We start from the raw sequence: 16,377 nt of genomic DNA, 5'->3' as shown, positions 1-16,377 counted from the left end.
AATTCTCCCTCCATCAAACTACAAGATACTTAGGAATGTCTTCGCAAAAGTCACACTTATGAGGCACCAGCCAATCTGTAAATGATACCTCATCAAGCCTGTATATATCTGGCGGCTGTTCATATACATCCACAAATTCTTCAATGGCATCCTCTAAATGTTTCTCACATACAACATACATAATTATTCTCCTCATTTCCCAAGTGTTATCGTAGTTGTCCCTATATTCCCCGTCAATGTTCTGTATTTTACACTTACCTTGTCTCCTATGTTTTTTGAGTATATCACCGTCTTAAGCTGAACCATCGTATCGACAGGTTTACCATCAACTTCCAGCAGTATATAACCTTTTTTGATGCCTGCTTTTTGAGCCGGGCCTTTAGGATCTATATCTGCAACGTATATTCCTTCTGCTATAACTATATCTGCATTTATATAGCTGGCTATCTCTCTATCATATCCTACTATGCCTAAGTACGGTGCTTTAAATGTGCCTGTAGCTATTACTTTATTAATAATAGGCTTAACAATGTTGATTGGTATGGCAAAGCCCAATCCCTCTGCTGTTGTAACTTTTGCCGTATTAATACCTATAGCATTGCCCTGCGCATCGACTAATGGTCCACCACTGTTCCCTGGGTTTATTGATGCATCTGTCTGTATAAGATCTTCCATTATCTTTTGTTTGTTGTTCTCCTCTATTGGCAAACTTCTATTCAATGCACTTATTATACCAGATGTCACAGTTCTTTCAAAGCGCAGCCCCAAAGGGTTGCCTATAGCTATTACAGTTTGGCCTACCACAATCTTATCTGAATCTCCTAATGAGATAGTAGGCAGATTTTTGGCATTTATTTTAACAACTGAAAGATCTAAAGTAGAGTCAGACCACAAAACTTTCCCAGGCAATGTGCTGCCATCACTTAAATAGATGGTAAGTTTCTTTGACTCAGGGCTTGCTACATGATTATTTGTAATAATGTACCCATTTTTATCAACGATAAATCCTGAGCCTACACCTTCAACCTGTTTTTCCAATATATAGTATTGTCTTTCGTATTCGACAGAAGATATGCCAACAACAGCTTGGGTATCTTTCTTTGCCACAGCTTCCGCAATCGTAGAAGGCTCTGCTTTAGAGATTACCACCTCTTTCTTAAGGGGGCCTGTACCTGTATATGGAAGCGGTATTATTTTCCCCCAAAGAAATTTTGGTGCAATGTATGAAAATACGAAAGACGTAATTACAGCAATTATTATGACAGTCGTAAGATACGACGGCCTTTTTATCCTTCTATCGTCGCCATTTTGCATCATATCACCTCTTAATTATCATGTGTATTATGAGGTGATTTATTCTATATTTTATTATACAAAAAATAAGCCCAAATTGGACTTATTTTACTCTTTTTATGTCTGCGCCGAGTTTTTGTAGCTTTTTTTCAATTGCTTCATATCCTCTATCGATGTAGTGAATGTTTTTAACCTCTGTAACACCATTAGCAGCAAGACCGGCTATTACCATAGCCGCCCCGGCTCTTAAATCAGTGGCTTTAAGTGGTGCACCTGTAAGCTTTTCAACCCCCTCTATAACAGCCGTCCTGCCTTCTACTTTAGCATTAACGCCCATTTTTTTAAGCTCGTCCAAGTATTTGAATCTACCTTCATACACATTTTCAGCAATCATACTTACACCATCAGCCAGTGCTAAAAGTACCGCCATCAATTGCTGCATGTCAGTTGGAAAACCAGGATACGGCTGTGTTTTAATATCAACTCTCTTTAATCTTCCAGCTGTAGTAACTCTTAAATCTTCATCGTACTCTTCAATTGTAACGCCCATTTCAGACATTTTCGCTATTATTGATTCAAGATGCTTTGGAATAATGCCTTTTATTGTTACATCACCGTGTGTAGCTGCAGCTGCAACCATATAAGTTCCAGCTTCTATTTGATCAGGTATAACAGTATGCTTGCAACCGTGAAGCTTGTCTACACCTACTATTTTAATCATATCAGTGCCTGCACCTTTTATATTAGCACCCATCGCATTTAAGAAGTTAGCGACATCCACAACATGTGGTTCTTTTGCGCAATTTTCCAGTATAGTTGTGCCTTCAGCTTTACAGGCAGCCAACATTAAATTTATCGTAGCTCCCACGCTTACAACATCAAAATAAATATGATTCCCCACTAATTTATCTGCTTTTACCTTTATGATTCCATGTTCAATCGTAGTTTTAGCACCTAATGCCTCAAAGCCTTTAATGTGCTGATCAATTGGCCTCACTCCAATATTGCAACCACCAGGCATTGCAATAGCAGCCTCATTAAATCTACTTAGAAGAGCCCCAATAAGATAATACGATGCTCTCATTTGACTTGCCAATTCGTGTGGTGGGCAAAATGAATTAATACCTTCAGGATCTACAATTATCTCATGTTCTTTCTTTATAGTTTTGCCACCAAGGTATTCAATCATTTTACTAAGCAGTTCTATATCGTTTATTTCTGGCAAATTGTCAATAGTACTAGGAGTATCTGCTAAAAGAGCAGCAGGAAGTATGGCAACAGCAGAATTTTTTGCCCCACTAATCTCAACTGTTCCTTTTAAAGGTATTCCTCCATTTATAACAAACTTCTCCACTGTTTGATCTTCCCTTCAAGAAAACTAAAAACACACAATTACACATATATACTTTAATACAATTTCAACAACTTTACAAGCATTTTATTTAAAACAAGCGCAATAAAAAGGAGGTAATTTTTACCTCTCTTCAATGGTGCCGGTATATGCGTTCACATAATAAACAGAGTTTTCTGTTGTTATCCTCCAAGTAGGTATTGCTTCGCCTGTGTCGGCATTTCGCCAGCTGAAAAAGTAGACAGGTTTTATCTCTTTTACAACAATATTATGATGTCCCTCATCCACATCGAGAAGCTTAAGAAGTGCATTTATAGGTGGTATAATCTCTTTTCTTTCTTTTTCTTCTCGTATTGGAATAAGCCATGTGGATTCAAACAAAAACGTATCATTGCTAATAACGCCTTTCATGTAACTTACATCTACATTAATACCGTTGTAAACTTCTGTATACTCAACAGTGTATTTGTTGCCATCAGCATATTCATTTACGACAGAATACTTCTCTTCGAGGTTTTTACTTTTTACAAATGACTTTATATAATTAAAAGCATCATCTTTATCCATTTTTGTAAATTTCTCATCTCTTATTTTATAATAAAAAAACCCATTCTTTACTTCTATTGTACCATTTTCAATGTTATAAAATGATCCGTTGTCATATGAAATATATCTAGAGCCATTCAAAAAATTGCTCTCAATATATGCTTTGTTGTAATTTTTTAGCTTCACCAAAAGCATAGGCATCGGCTTATAATCTTTAGGAATCTCCCCTTTTACAACAATATTGTTTTCTTTTAAGATATCGTTCATCTTTTTTATCTCTGAAGGAGAAGGTATTGAATTGCTGGTTTCTGCAATATTCAAATTTCCTAAGTAAAGTATCATGTTTAATACTGCAAATATCAAAATCAAGATTGTTTTTGCCTTTGACCAGTCCATATTATAACACCATCATCAAATTATTTTACCATCTAAAGCATTTATAAGGTACTCATTGTCTTTGCATTTAACATCCCATGCAGGGATTAGCTCAGTCCCATCAAATACATACACCAGTTTTAACGATTCAACACCTTTTATCTTATTGTCAACTATTGCTTTCTGTATATTATAAAGGTTGTTCTTGTAATCTCCAGCATAATAAATATCCATGAAATTCACTTTAGCAGTCTTTATAATCCCATTTGATACAGAAATGTCTATAGGATCTGATTTTTCTCCATTTTTTATTACGTATATAGGATAATCATATATGTAATTAAATGAAAATTTATAATCCGTACCACTGCCACTAACGCCCGTTATGTATACATCTTCCACATTGATTCCAAGATCTTTTATAAATTCTAATGCTTTATCTAATGACTCAATTTTGCTCATAGTTAATTTTGAGGATGTTGTTGTAGTATCAAAGTACTCTATTAAGCCACTTCTGTAAAGCCTTAGCCCTCTTATGCCATCAGTATACATATATGAACCATTATTTTCCTTTATCTCTCTCACAACAGATATGTTTACAAATACATTCTTAATTATAGTCCTATAGATGCTATCATTTGCAAACCCTTTATTTACATATTTACCTAATGTAAAATTTTTCAAAGTAAACACATTTTCGCTGTAAACATCATTTGCAGTCGTTACTGCATAGTCGATTGAATTTTGAAATTGTTTGCCAATTAACTCGTCAAAATAACTGGAATTCTTTAAATTCATGGCAAAGTAGCTATTGTAATCCGTAAATATGATTTGCGGCTTACTTCCAACTTTAATTATAATTTGTTTTATATATGTGTCAGAGTTTATCTTATTTAATTCAGATAAACTATCTAAGTTCAAAGTATCAGCAAATATATCTTTTGTTATACCTTTGCCCATATCAATATATATCAAATTGTCTATAAGTTTTACGCTGCTTTTGTCAACCTGCGATAATGCAATTCCTTTGTCCAAATTATCTTTTAAAATTTTTATTGTATTTTCCCATATTGAAGTTATATCATTTGACGATGTTATGTCCTTAAATCTGCCATTAGTATTTATCTCAATCGACGAAGGTCTAACTATACTAAAAATATCCACACTTGATGGTGTGGACTTAGTCATAAAAAAGCTTTTTTGTGGAAAAGACGTCCACAATGTATAGCTTAAATAAAGGCTTGTTGAAACAAGCAACACCAACACAATTGTTTTTATATGCTCTTTCATAAGAACACCGCTCTACTTAAAAAGCTTATTCCACAAGCCTTCTAATGTGTCAACCGTAACCTGAATAATTCCATCCTTGTACTGAAGCGTTATATGTCCTTTGACAGTTTGTACTTTTCCGTCTTTAACAGCCTTCAATGTAACATAGTTATCCCCTAAAGCTAATGTTATCAATTTTGCGAAAAGACCAGTATCGCCTATTACCCACTTGTCATTTAAATTATCGTTTAAAATAAGCTCAACATAAGTATCTGGCTGCCCATTGCCTGATATTACAAAGTATTTGTTGTTTGTTGTGACATTATTTATGTCTGATTTAACCGTGATTAAATTATCAGCGAATCCATACGTCATAAAAAACGTCATAAACATTACAGTGGCAATGATAAGGGCTAAAACCTTTTTCAAAAGTACCACTCCCCATCATAATATAACAAAAAGTTATATAAATTTACACATAATTCCTAATATAACCATTTTCACTTATAGTTAAATTATAGAATACCATTATTACAACAATGTTACAGCAATATTAAAATATAATTACGGTTTATTTAGTATCTAAGCTTTATGTAGACAGATGTACCAATTCCTACTTCGCTTTCGATATTTATTTCCCCTCCATGTGCCGTAACTATCTCTTTCGCAATTGCAAGGCCAAGTCCAGTACCCCCCAACTCTCTAGATCTTCCCTTATCCACTCTATAAAATCTTTCAAATATCCTTGGAATGTCCTTCTTTGGTATCCCAATGCCATTATCAGAGATAGTTATATAAGCATAGTCGTCATCATAATTTGTAAATACCCTCACATATCCGCCTGGATTTGTGTACTTAATAGCATTGGACACTACATTAAGCAGCACCTGCTCCATTTTATCCCTGTCTATATTTATGTTTCTTTTTTCTTCTCCGGCACAAAATGCAAGTTTTTGATTTTTTTTCTGCGCTTCAATCTTTATTTTATATAGGATATTTTCTATATATTCATTTAAATTTGTTTCTTCTAGACTTAACTTGCCGTTTGAGTCCATCTTTGACAGAAGAAGCAAGTCCTTCACAAGCCTTGTCATCCTGTCTACTTCTTTATCGATAATGCTTAAAAATCTGTTCCTGTATTCTTCATCAACACCATCATTTAAAAGAGTCTCAGTGTAGCTTTTAATGGTTGTAAGAGGCGTCCTCAATTCATGGGAGACATTTGCCACAAATTCTTTCCTCATGTTATCGAGGTTTTGCTGCTCTGTAATATCGTGCAGTACAAAGACATTTCCATCTATATTCTTATCAGCTTTAATTGGGCTTACAAATGATTTTAAAATTTTACCATTACAGTATATAAGGCTTTCAGTATTTTTAAGCTGACCTTGAGCAATCTTTTCTAAAGGTTCATCCATCGCAATTTTTTCGCCTATCATCCTCTCAGCAGCATTATTAAAAAGAATCACCCTGTTTAATTCATTTGTAGCAATAACTCCGTCAGACATATAGCTTATAATAGCTTCTACCTTGCTTTTCTCATTTTCCATCTCATTTAAAGTTGATTTAAGCCTTTTAGACATAAAATTAAACATGTTGCCCAATTTACCTATCTCATCATCAGATTTTATATCTATGTGCACATCAAAGTTACCTTCCCCTATCTCATGAGCGTACTTCGTAACTTCTTTTATCGGGTCAGTTATTGTCTTAGCTAAAATATATCCAAGTATAACGGTTATTATGACAGCAATAAAAGTTGCACTTAATAAAATGAAATTTACATCAGATAGCGTGTCATATACGCTTTTTAAAGATCCGCTTACATATACCACACCAGATATTTTACCATCGCTATCTACAACTGGCATTGCGATGCTCCTGATTTTCCCATTTGAATTATTGTCGTTGCTGGTTTCCATACCTTGTTTCCCAGATAATGCCTTTATAACTGCAGGTGTCAACATTTTTCCTCTTTCACCTGTAGAGCTTGCTAATATATTTCCATCTTTATCAAGTATGTACACATATTTTATATAAGCATTAGGGCCTAAATACATATTTATTATGTTATCCATGCTGGACTTTGAATTCATGTTATCTTTTAATGTAAAGGCAATTCCGGTAGCCTGTGCTTCTATGTAATTTTCAAAATTAGTCATGTGATAATTTTCCAACGATTTGAAAAGGTATACCCATATGATTTCCATTGCCACCAATATTAAAAGTCCATATATAATAATTATTTTCCACTGTATGCTTTTATAGTTCACTTTCTTCGCTAAAATAATAACCAACCCCTCTTTTGGTATGTATATACCTTGGGTTTGCTGGATCATCCTCAATTTTTTCCCTAAGACGCCTTATAGTTACATCAACCGTCCTCACATCGCCAAAATATTCATAGCCCCACACCTTTTCCAAAAGCATTTCTCTTGAAAAAATGAGCCCTCGGTTGGCCACTAGGAATTTTAAAAGGTCAAATTCCCTTGATGTCAACTCTATAGGTTTTCCATTTTTTTCAACTTTATACTTTGATAAATCTATGCTTAAATTACTGACACTTATGATATTAGACATGCCCTCTCCATTGATTACCCCACTTCGTCTCAGGTTAGCCTTCACCCGTGCAATAAGTTCCCTCATGGAAAATGGCTTCGTCACATAGTCATCGGCGCCTAATTCTAATCCCAACACTTTATCTACTTCTTCTTCTTTGGCCGTCAGCATTAAAATAGGCGTCGTCATTGTCTGCCTTAATATCCTCAAAACAGTAAAACCATCCATCTTTGGAAGCATGACATCAAGGAGGATAAGGTCAGGATTTTTCTCCTGCGCTAATTTAAGACCTTCCTCCCCGTCATACGCTTCAATTGTACTATAGCCATTTTTTTCTAAATTGTATTTCAAAATCTCTACAATAGGTTTTTCATCGTCAATTATTAGTATCCTGCTACTCAACTTCACTCACTCCTTAGCGTTGTTGACAAAGACATCGAGTCTTGAGGCTGTCTCTTTATAAAAGCTTGATTCTATACCCATTCCACTTCCTAAATCTCTAAGCATTTCTCGTATTGTTTCCATTCCATATTTATCGCTTATAGCCTTTGTCACTTGAAAAGCCCTTTTATAAGCAAGCATTTCGTCAAGCGAATTAAAATCGTTCTTCAATTGTTCATAAGTGTACGGTGCACCATTATAGCTTAAATCCTTTCCCCATTCGTAGCCATCTTGTCTGTACTCTTCTAAAAGAGCAATACCTTCTGTAAACCATATTGGATAATTTCCATTTGCAATATCATCCACAACAAGATGCGTAAACTCGTGGACAACAGGTCCTTCATATTGAAATACTTTTACCACATCCTGCCCAGGAGATATCCAAAGCGATGGCGATTCTATGCTAATTACGCCATTTAAGTATATGCCCATAGCATTTTCCCCTTTTGCAAGAGAAAAATCTTTGTTCATCTCATCAGGATTGTTATAAACTATAATAGTTGATTTGCTATTTGGAGTATATCCCAAATCTTTTGTAATATCATAATAATGTTTTTCAGCCGTATTAATAATAAGGTCAACGTATTTGCTATCTGGTTCTGTGTACCTTATAATAAAATGTTTGCTTTCCCTTGTCTTAAAATCCTTAATACTATTTTCAATTTTATCTTTTCCAATTACTTTATACACCGGATATGCTTTTGTCAAGATATTGCCATTCAGTAAAACAGCAAGCACAAAAACAATAAATATAATAGCTGCCAAATTTTTATTTTTTCTCATAAATGTATCACCTCACAAAATACTAAAAATATGTATATATTTAAATATATGAGGTAATACAATTACATTATAACCCAATGTCATTTATATTGCAAAGTAAATTTAAGGATAAAAAAAAGAGCCCTGCTAATTTCTTTGGGCTCATGTTATTTTAAGTATTTTTGAGGATTTACAGGTACACCATTTTTCCTCACCTCAAAGTGGACATGTGGTCCTGTCGTATTTCCTGTCATTCCTACCAAGGCGATTTCCTGTCCTTTATAAACTTTATCTCCTTTCTTCACAATCAGCTTGCTGGCATGTCCATAGTAAGTCACATATCCATTTCCGTGATCAATTTTTACGAGATATCCATATCCACTTTCCCAACCTGAAAATATTACTGTCCCTCCATCTGCAGCATAAATAGGGTCTCCAATCGATGCAGCTATATCTATACCTGCATGAAGTCTTCCCCATCTTTGCCCATATCTTGATGTTATTGTTATGTGACCTCTAATCGGGTAGTTAAATTTACCTGTCGCATATGCCACTGGAAGCGGTTTATCTCCTACGGCAATAACTTCATTAACTGGCTCACATACCACACTTTCATTTATTACATTTTTATCGACAATTTCGCCATTGTAATACTTCAAAATAGCAGTAACTATTTTAGAACCAGCTTTGCCTCTAACTAGTACTTTTGAATCATTTATAAACATTTTATCATCTTTTTGCGTAACGGTTTCATATGGAATATCTTCGAAATATACTGATTTTTTCTCTGCTACAACAGTTAAAAGAGGCTTAGATTCTCTTATTTTAAGCAATTCCCCTGGATATATTCTTTCACTGATACCCGGATTTAGATTGTATATATCATTTAATGTTACATTAAATTCCCTCGAAATCGACCACAGCGTATCATTATCTTTTACCACATACGTCACAGATCGACTTTTTCCCTCAAGATCTTCTACCGCTTCTTCAATTGTTTTCAGATTTGTTGTTGGTGTATCAATTTCTATTAATCTAACATCGTTTTTAAAGTAAGCACTGATGGATCCTTTTTTATATTTGTCAAGCATGATTTTTAGTGCTTCCAAAGCATCTTTCTTACTCTTTAATGCTGCTACATATAGGCCGTCAACTGTAATTGCTGTAGGTTTTTCAATGCGCAAATTTTTATTATTTACAGTATTTAAATAAGTAATCAAATTTTCTTTTTCGCTTTTTGCATTCGTTATATATGAAGTGTTATAGTCATTTTCTACACAGACATACGAATATGCACTTTTGTCATTGTCCATACATTTAAATGCTACGGCAAACAGAATTACTAAAGCGAAAATAAATATGCATCTTCTTTTAATTGCGTTGTTTTTCATAGTGCCGCATCTAAAAGGATTTGATTTACCTTCGTTATCCATCATCTTCTCCTTTCATTTGCGCATAGAGCTGTTCTTACAAAAATGCCTTAATATTATCTGTATTTTTACAAATTTTATACATGCTAAGCTTAAAAAATATATAAATTTGTCGTAATATATATTATATTCTTTTAAATTGATGGTTATGACACATCGTGTTATAATTAAATTTGAGGTGGTGTACATGAGCAGATGTAGTTTTTCTAATGATTTTGATGATATGGGAAGCACCCCCGTTAGCAATTTCTTCATAAATCATTACATGTTGGAAGCACCAGGCGAGTACGTAAAAGTATATCTTTTAGGACTTAAGTACTCATATTACAACCAAAGCTTCTCTATAGAAGAAATGGCCGAAAAACTTTTTATGTCAGAAATCGACATAGATAAAGCTCTGAAATTTTGGGAAAAGTCTGGTGTAATCAGGCTTAGATATTCTGACAATGAATATTACATAGAATATCTTCCACTGGTTAAGAAAGTCGATAATAAGCACACATTGTGTATTGATGATACAGAAGTCAGGCAGATGTTTGAGACGGTTGAAAAGATGATAGGTAGACCACTTTCTCCTACAGAGATGAACACTTATCTTGGCTGGGTTGACGAATACGGATTTTCTCTGGAAATACTTACTATGCTTATAAGTTACTGTGTCTCAAAAAATAAGACATCTCTAAAGTACATGGAAAAGGTAGCCATCGCATGGCATGATGCAGGCCTTAAAACCGCTCTTGATGTTGAAGCATATTTAAAAGCAGAAAGCGAAAAGTGGATAAGGTACAAAAAAATCTTGCGGGCACTGGGCCTTAAGGATGACGACGTAATGGAAGCACATAAAGCCATGATGGACAGATGGATGGATGATCTGGGTTTTGACATTGACGTGATATTAAAAGCATGCAATGAATGTGTCTTAAAGATAAATGAGCCAAGTTTTCCATACATCAATCAAATACTCATTAACTGGTACAATGACGGCATAAGAACCATAAATGATTTTGATAAAGTAAAGAAAAAGCCCTATACTAAAAAAACTGCTCCTAACTATAAGGTTCCCAAGAATTATTTTAATGGATACTCACAAAGAACTTACGATGTAGACGAACTTGAGAAAAAACTATTAGCTCATTCAAGAGGTGAATTTGGTGAATAACTTGGTTCAAGAGGTTTTAAGGGAATATGAGATGCTGAGGGACAAGTCATTAAAAGAAGCCCTTATGAGGCGGCAAGAAGTGTACAAAAAAATTCCCCAGATATCAAATATAGATGAAGAGATAAAAGACATAGGCATAGAAATATCTAAATCCATATTTCTAAAGCCTCAAAAACATAAGGATCTTTTAGAAAACTTAAGAAGTAGGCTCAACACTTTAAAAAAGAAAAAAGCCGATTTATTAAGGTCAAATGGGTATCCTGAAACGTACATGGAACAAAAATTTGAATGTAATATCTGCAAAGATACAGGCTATGTCAATAACAAAAGATGCAAATGTTTTGAGCAAAAACTTATAAACTTATACTACAGGCAGTCCAGCATAGAAGATATTACAAAAATTGAAAATTTCAGTAATTTTGACTATTATCTATACTCTGATAAACCTTATAAAGGTAAGATGTCTCCGCGGGAAAACATGAAAAGTATAGTCGATGTTGCAAAAGATTTTATAGATAATTTTGATAATGAGAAGGAAAGTTTGTTTTTTTATGGTGACTCAGGACTTGGTAAGACGTTTCTCTCAAACTGTATAGCAAAAGAACTACTGGACAGAGGCAAAGTAGTCTTATACAGAACAGCCCCTGATTTAATAGAAGGCTTAAGGCTTAATAAGTTAAATTCTGACAATGATTCATATTTTGAATACACAGATTTGTTGAGAGAATGTGACTTACTTATAATAGATGACCTGGGGACTGAACCTATAACTCCTTTCAGCCTCCAGGAGATCTTCAGCATTGTAAATGCAAGGCTTTTAGCAAATAAAAAATTCATAATATCAACTAATCTACCGCTTTCTGAAGTTATGAATATATATCCTGAAAGATTGTGCTCAAGGATACTTGGCAATTTCAAACTTTTAAATTTTTACGGTGAAGACATAAGGATTAAAAGAAAAACTATAAATTAATCAAGCCATTCGGCAAAGAATCCTCCTGTATCCTTTCCAGTTACACTGTCCACTACGTCTATTAGGTTCTGCGTAGTGGCATTTTTATATTTATACTGGCTGTAATACTTATTTAGGACTTCTTTAAACTTCTCATCACCAATAATCCCCCTTAGTTCACTAAATACCATAGCACCTTTGTTGTAGACGATATTTGTATAATCATTCCAGTCTTTAAATTGTCCTAATGTCTTCACCATAGCATCATCTTTATTTGCCTTTGAAAACTTGTAAAATTCTCCTGAAATGATTGACTTAAACACCGCATCTGCTGTCGCTTTTCCGTAATACCTTTCGATATACATAATTGTTGTATATTCCGTAAGGCCTTCGTCAAGCCATGCTTCCTTTACTTCATTGTTTCCAACAGCTCCATACCACCACTGATGCGCAGTTTCATGCGCTATAACATACTCCAGATTAAACAGGTTATCCTTTGAATAAAGATCTTTTGAAATAAAAACTAAATTTGGGTATTCCATGCCGCCCATGTAAAAATCTGATTCAGCAACACTGTACTGCTTATACGGGTATTTGCCTATGTAGCTGTTATAAAATCTTATGGCATCTGATGCGTATTTCAATGCTTTCAATCCTACGTCTTCATCAAAATAATATGATTTAACTTTTATACCGTCAACGTATTCTTCAGCGACTTTAAACTTGGGACTCAACACAAGCGCAAAATCTCTTACATTAGGTGCATCTATCGTTAAAACATAATCATTTCCGTGGCTTTTCTCAGACTTTATCACACCTGTGGATGCCACCACTATATCATTTGGAACTGTAAGCCTTACGCTGTAATTTGAGACATCGCTATAAAATGGGTCTCCAAGTGTATAGTATGGATCATTGTTCCATCCATTTTGGTCGTACACTGATAATATTGGATAGAAATTTGTCACCTGAACGGTGTTTTTGCCGTAACCAAACCTGCCTTGAGATGGAGGAATCTGTACTTTAAAGTCAATAGTAAATTTAATCCTATCGCCTTTGTCTAATTTCTTAGGAAGAAGTATTTTTAAAATTTCACCTGTCTTTTTATCAATGCTGTATGTAGCCGGTACATCTTTATCAAATGTTATCTTGTTTATCTCAATATATCCAGGCTTAAATCCATTTGGATACGCCAATCCTATCTCTTCTTTCGTAAATGGAACATTATCTTTATCTTTAAATGCATTAGGATACAAATGAAGGTATATCTTATTTAATTTCACATCATCTGTATTTATAAAGTCCACTGTCTCCGTCCCAATTATCGTCTTATTTTCATCAATGTATTTGATGTCCATATTGTACGATGTAAGATTGCTACTTTTAAGCGGTGCAAAGTAAATTAAAAGAGCAATGACAATAACTAGGATCACCGACCAGATATACTTTTTACCTCTCATTAAACCAGCTCCCCCATATTTTTGTTCACTATATATTAATACAAATAATTAAATATTAGAACAAAATTTAAAACAAATATGTATAGAAAGTGTTGTTTTTAAACATCCTAAAACACATATTCAAAGGGCAAAACATATATTGAATATGAATCAAAACATCAAAGGGGGCTAAAGCATGCACTTCTTATATGCACTATTTATAGCATTAGCAAACAATGTAGACAATATAAGTGTCAGAATAGCTTACAGCATAAGAGGAATAAAGATTACAGCAATAAAAAACTTATGGATATCATTGATAACTTTTCTCATCTCATCCATTGCTGCTATATCTGGAAACTTAATATCAGGGATATTTAGTAAACAACTAAGTTCATTATTAAGCATGGTATTGCTTGCTTCAATCGGTCTGTGGATAATGCTTGAACCATATTTCAAGAAAAATAATACAGAAACTGATGAGATTCACAAGGATGGAAATAAAAATATATATATCATATTAAAAAGACCCGAAAAAGCAGATATTGATAATTCAAAGGATATAGATTTTAAAGAGGCTACAATGCTTGGAATCGCCCTCTCAATAAACAACATAGGTGGCGGTATCAGCGCCGGCATGATAGGGCTCAACTCATTTTTCATTGGATTCTTTTCAGCGTTGATTAGCTTTATAGCCTTGTGGATTGGAAACTATGTAACTGACTTTTTAAACAGGTGGAACTTCAATAGAAAAGCCACAGTTATAGCAGGCTTGATATTAATACTTATAGGTCTTAAACAGATTATCTAAGTTTGATGATTGCTTATCGATCTATGGTTCTTTTTAAACCTCACTTTGCTTCATTGCAAAGTATATTACAAATAGGGTAAATTTCTTTTACTCAAAGTTTCTTAAATGATAAAAAGGCATTCTTTCCCATGGATGCCTTTTATAATTATTTTTAACAATTACATAATATGCATTTAACATTCTTTACATGCCTATAACGTTAATTTAACAAAAAAGTATTATTATGTATCTGTACATAAAATTAAAGGAGAGGTGTCGGATCATGAAGAAGTTTTTATCATTCTTAACTGCATTAGCTTTGGGAGTCAGCATTTTCATATCACCAACTTCCATTTTCGCTGATTCAAAAACCGCCGGTGCAACTAATCTACCCGATCATATTACGCTTACATGGACACAAGACCCTACGACAACTCAGACAATTACTTGGAGGACAGATACGACGGTAAATTCAGGACAAGTTCAGTATGGAAAAGACCCATCATTAAAAGACGCAAAGACGATTGATGCGACAGTGCAAAAATTTTCATCAGATTTAGGCGATATGAACATTCACTCAGCAACTTTGACTGATTTAGAACCAGGAACTAAATACTACTACAGAGTCGGATATGGCAACAACTTTAGCAGCATATACAGTTTCACAACAGAAGCAAAAGATACAAATTCATTTAAATTTTTAATATTCGGTGACAGTCAAAGCGGTATCGCAACAGATCCGCAGTATGGTCCATGGAAGACCACAATTCAAAACGCATTTAATGCAAACAAAGATGCAAAATTTTTTATAAACGTGGGAGATTTGGTAGAAATTGGTCAAATGTATGCCCATTGGAATAACTGGTTTGATGCTGCAAAAAGTGTAATAGACACAATACCGGAGATGCCTGTTGAAGGAAACCACGAGACATACCAGTCAGCAAATTATAATTCAGCTAAACCAAAAGATTTTGTAAGTCTATTTCCAGTTCCGCAAAACGGTCCTGATGGTTTAAAAGGACAAGTTTACTCTTTTGATTACGGTAATGCTCATATAGTGATGCTTGACAGCCAAGAAGATGAAGAAGAAGGTGTTTCAGGTGATATCCTAGAATCACAAAAAGCATGGCTTGATAAAGATTTAAGCAGCACCAATAAAACATGGAAGATAGTTTTCTTTCATAAAACGCCTTACTACAATAAAGCAACTCGATCAAATGAACAGATAAAGGCAGTATTCCAACCTATAATTGACAAATACCATGTAGATGTAGTCTTCAATGGACATGACCACGGTTACTCACGAACATATCCAATCAAGAATGGCCAATATGTAAAAAGCCCTGCAGATGGAACTGTTTATATTGTGACAGGAAGAAGCGGCAATAAGTACTATCCTGATCTCTCACAGAAAGTATGGGATGCCTTTTTCTACGACCCACAAGACCAGCCAAACTACATTGTTGCTACCATTAATGGAAATACACTTACAATAAAAGCAGTAAAACAGGACGGAACACCTATCGACACGTATTCAATAACAAAAAACCCTGATGGAACGGAAACAGATTCACCTGTAACTGTCGTTCCAACAAAATACAATGCAACAATGCTAACTATATATGGCAATATGCTTCAGCAGCCATTTATGTCATCAAATCCAAAGCAAATAAATGGCAAATGGTATGTACCTGCAAGAGCGTTTATGCAATATTTAGGCAGCAATGTAGACTGGAATGCAAACGGCACAATCAATATAACATATGGGAAAACACAAGCAAATATAGCTATAGATAGCACTACAGCGCAATTAAACGGTAAAAATTTGACAATTCCAGATGCGGTAGTATCAGATAATGGTTTAACATGGATATCAGCAGACGACTTAAAAGCACTTTTTGGTTTTAACTATAAATACGATTCAAATACAAACATGCTTATGTTTGTAAAATAACTTATGATCTGAAAATCCAAATTTTATCGCTTATAAGTTGATTAATTAATATTTTTG

15 protein-coding genes are annotated in these 16,377 nt (G+C 34.2%); 4 read left to right on the top strand and 11 right to left on the bottom strand.

Annotated features, from left to right (window positions below; genetic code table 11):
• Positions 1-13: 13 nt before the first annotated feature.
• The 10 genes from Q2T46_RS08935 to Q2T46_RS08890 form a co-directional block, all read right to left on the bottom strand.
• Positions 14-181: a CxxH/CxxC protein gene (locus tag Q2T46_RS08935; protein ID WP_303263260.1), complete on the bottom strand. Its 168-nt coding sequence runs from the start codon at positions 179-181 to the stop codon at positions 14-16.
• Between the two features lie 11 nt (positions 182-192).
• Complete coding sequence (locus tag Q2T46_RS08930; protein ID WP_311062225.1) at positions 193-1,314, bottom strand: S1C family serine protease; 1,122 nt, start codon at positions 1,312-1,314, stop codon at positions 193-195.
• Positions 1,315-1,396: 82 nt separating this feature from the next.
• On the bottom strand, positions 1,397-2,647 hold the full coding sequence (locus tag Q2T46_RS08925) for a UDP-N-acetylglucosamine 1-carboxyvinyltransferase (protein ID WP_303263262.1): 1,251 nt from the start codon (positions 2,645-2,647) through the stop codon (positions 1,397-1,399).
• Positions 2,648-2,767: 120 nt separating this feature from the next.
• Entirely contained in the window at positions 2,768-3,586 is an 819-nt protein-coding gene (locus tag Q2T46_RS08920) for a two-component system regulatory protein YycI (protein WP_303263264.1), read from the bottom strand.
• 15 nt (positions 3,587-3,601) lie between these two features.
• Positions 3,602-4,855 carry a hypothetical protein gene (locus Q2T46_RS08915; protein WP_303263265.1) on the bottom strand — a complete coding sequence of 418 codons (1,254 nt, stop codon included), beginning with the start codon at positions 4,853-4,855 and terminating at the stop codon, positions 3,602-3,604.
• A 12-nt stretch (positions 4,856-4,867) separates the two neighbouring features.
• Complete coding sequence (locus Q2T46_RS08910) at positions 4,868-5,263, bottom strand: hypothetical protein (protein ID WP_303263267.1); 396 nt, start codon at positions 5,261-5,263, stop codon at positions 4,868-4,870.
• A 146-nt stretch (positions 5,264-5,409) separates the two neighbouring features.
• Positions 5,410-7,107, bottom strand: coding sequence for an ATP-binding protein (locus tag Q2T46_RS08905; RefSeq protein WP_311062425.1), 1,698 nt, complete (start codon positions 7,105-7,107; stop codon positions 5,410-5,412).
• On the bottom strand, positions 7,097-7,795 hold the full coding sequence (locus tag Q2T46_RS08900) for a response regulator (protein ID WP_303263269.1): 699 nt from the start codon (positions 7,793-7,795) through the stop codon (positions 7,097-7,099). Before Q2T46_RS08900 ends, Q2T46_RS08905 begins: the two co-directional genes overlap by 11 nt.
• A 6-nt stretch (positions 7,796-7,801) precedes the next feature.
• Entirely contained in the window at positions 7,802-8,617 is an 816-nt protein-coding gene (locus tag Q2T46_RS08895; RefSeq protein WP_303263270.1) for a peptidase MA family metallohydrolase, read from the bottom strand.
• Positions 8,618-8,763: 146 nt separating this feature from the next.
• Positions 8,764-10,029: a LysM peptidoglycan-binding domain-containing M23 family metallopeptidase gene (locus Q2T46_RS08890; RefSeq protein ID WP_311062223.1), complete on the bottom strand. Its 1,266-nt coding sequence runs from the start codon at positions 10,027-10,029 to the stop codon at positions 8,764-8,766.
• Positions 10,030-10,213: 184 nt separating this feature from the next.
• Between Q2T46_RS08890 and Q2T46_RS08885 the strand changes: the two genes are divergently transcribed.
• Together Q2T46_RS08885 and Q2T46_RS08880 are read left to right on the top strand one after the other, a co-directional pair.
• Positions 10,214-11,185 carry a DnaD domain protein gene (locus tag Q2T46_RS08885; RefSeq protein WP_303263273.1) on the top strand — a complete coding sequence of 324 codons (972 nt, stop codon included), beginning with the start codon at positions 10,214-10,216 and terminating at the stop codon, positions 11,183-11,185.
• Positions 11,178-12,158 carry an ATP-binding protein gene (locus Q2T46_RS08880; protein ID WP_303263274.1) on the top strand — a complete coding sequence of 327 codons (981 nt, stop codon included), beginning with the start codon at positions 11,178-11,180 and terminating at the stop codon, positions 12,156-12,158. The genes Q2T46_RS08885 and Q2T46_RS08880 overlap by 8 nt, the downstream gene beginning before the upstream one ends.
• Here the strand turns inward: Q2T46_RS08880 and Q2T46_RS08875 are convergent.
• Positions 12,155-13,597 carry a M1 family metallopeptidase gene (locus tag Q2T46_RS08875; RefSeq protein WP_303263275.1) on the bottom strand — a complete coding sequence of 481 codons (1,443 nt, stop codon included), beginning with the start codon at positions 13,595-13,597 and terminating at the stop codon, positions 12,155-12,157. The two genes, Q2T46_RS08880 and Q2T46_RS08875, sit on opposite strands and share 4 nt — an antisense overlap.
• 175 nt (positions 13,598-13,772) lie before the next feature.
• On the opposite strand from Q2T46_RS08875, the gene ytaF reads away from it, so the two are divergent.
• Positions 13,773-14,387 (top strand): sporulation membrane protein YtaF, encoded by a 615-nt coding sequence (gene ytaF / locus Q2T46_RS08870; RefSeq protein ID WP_303263276.1) that lies wholly within the window; start codon positions 13,773-13,775, stop codon positions 14,385-14,387.
• Positions 14,388-14,649: 262 nt separating this feature from the next.
• A complete protein-coding gene (locus Q2T46_RS08865) occupies positions 14,650-16,320 on the top strand; it encodes a fibronectin type III domain-containing protein (RefSeq protein WP_303263277.1) in 1,671 nt (556 codons plus the stop codon).
• Positions 16,321-16,377 lie beyond the last annotated feature (57 nt).

Origin of the sequence: Thermoanaerobacterium sp. CMT5567-10 (genome assembly GCF_030534315.2) — a bacterium.
In the GTDB taxonomy this organism is placed as follows: domain Bacteria; phylum Bacillota; class Thermoanaerobacteria; order Thermoanaerobacterales; family Thermoanaerobacteraceae; genus Thermoanaerobacterium.
The sequence above is the reverse complement of the archived record's forward strand: the minus strand, read 5'-3'. Positions and strand labels throughout refer to the sequence as shown.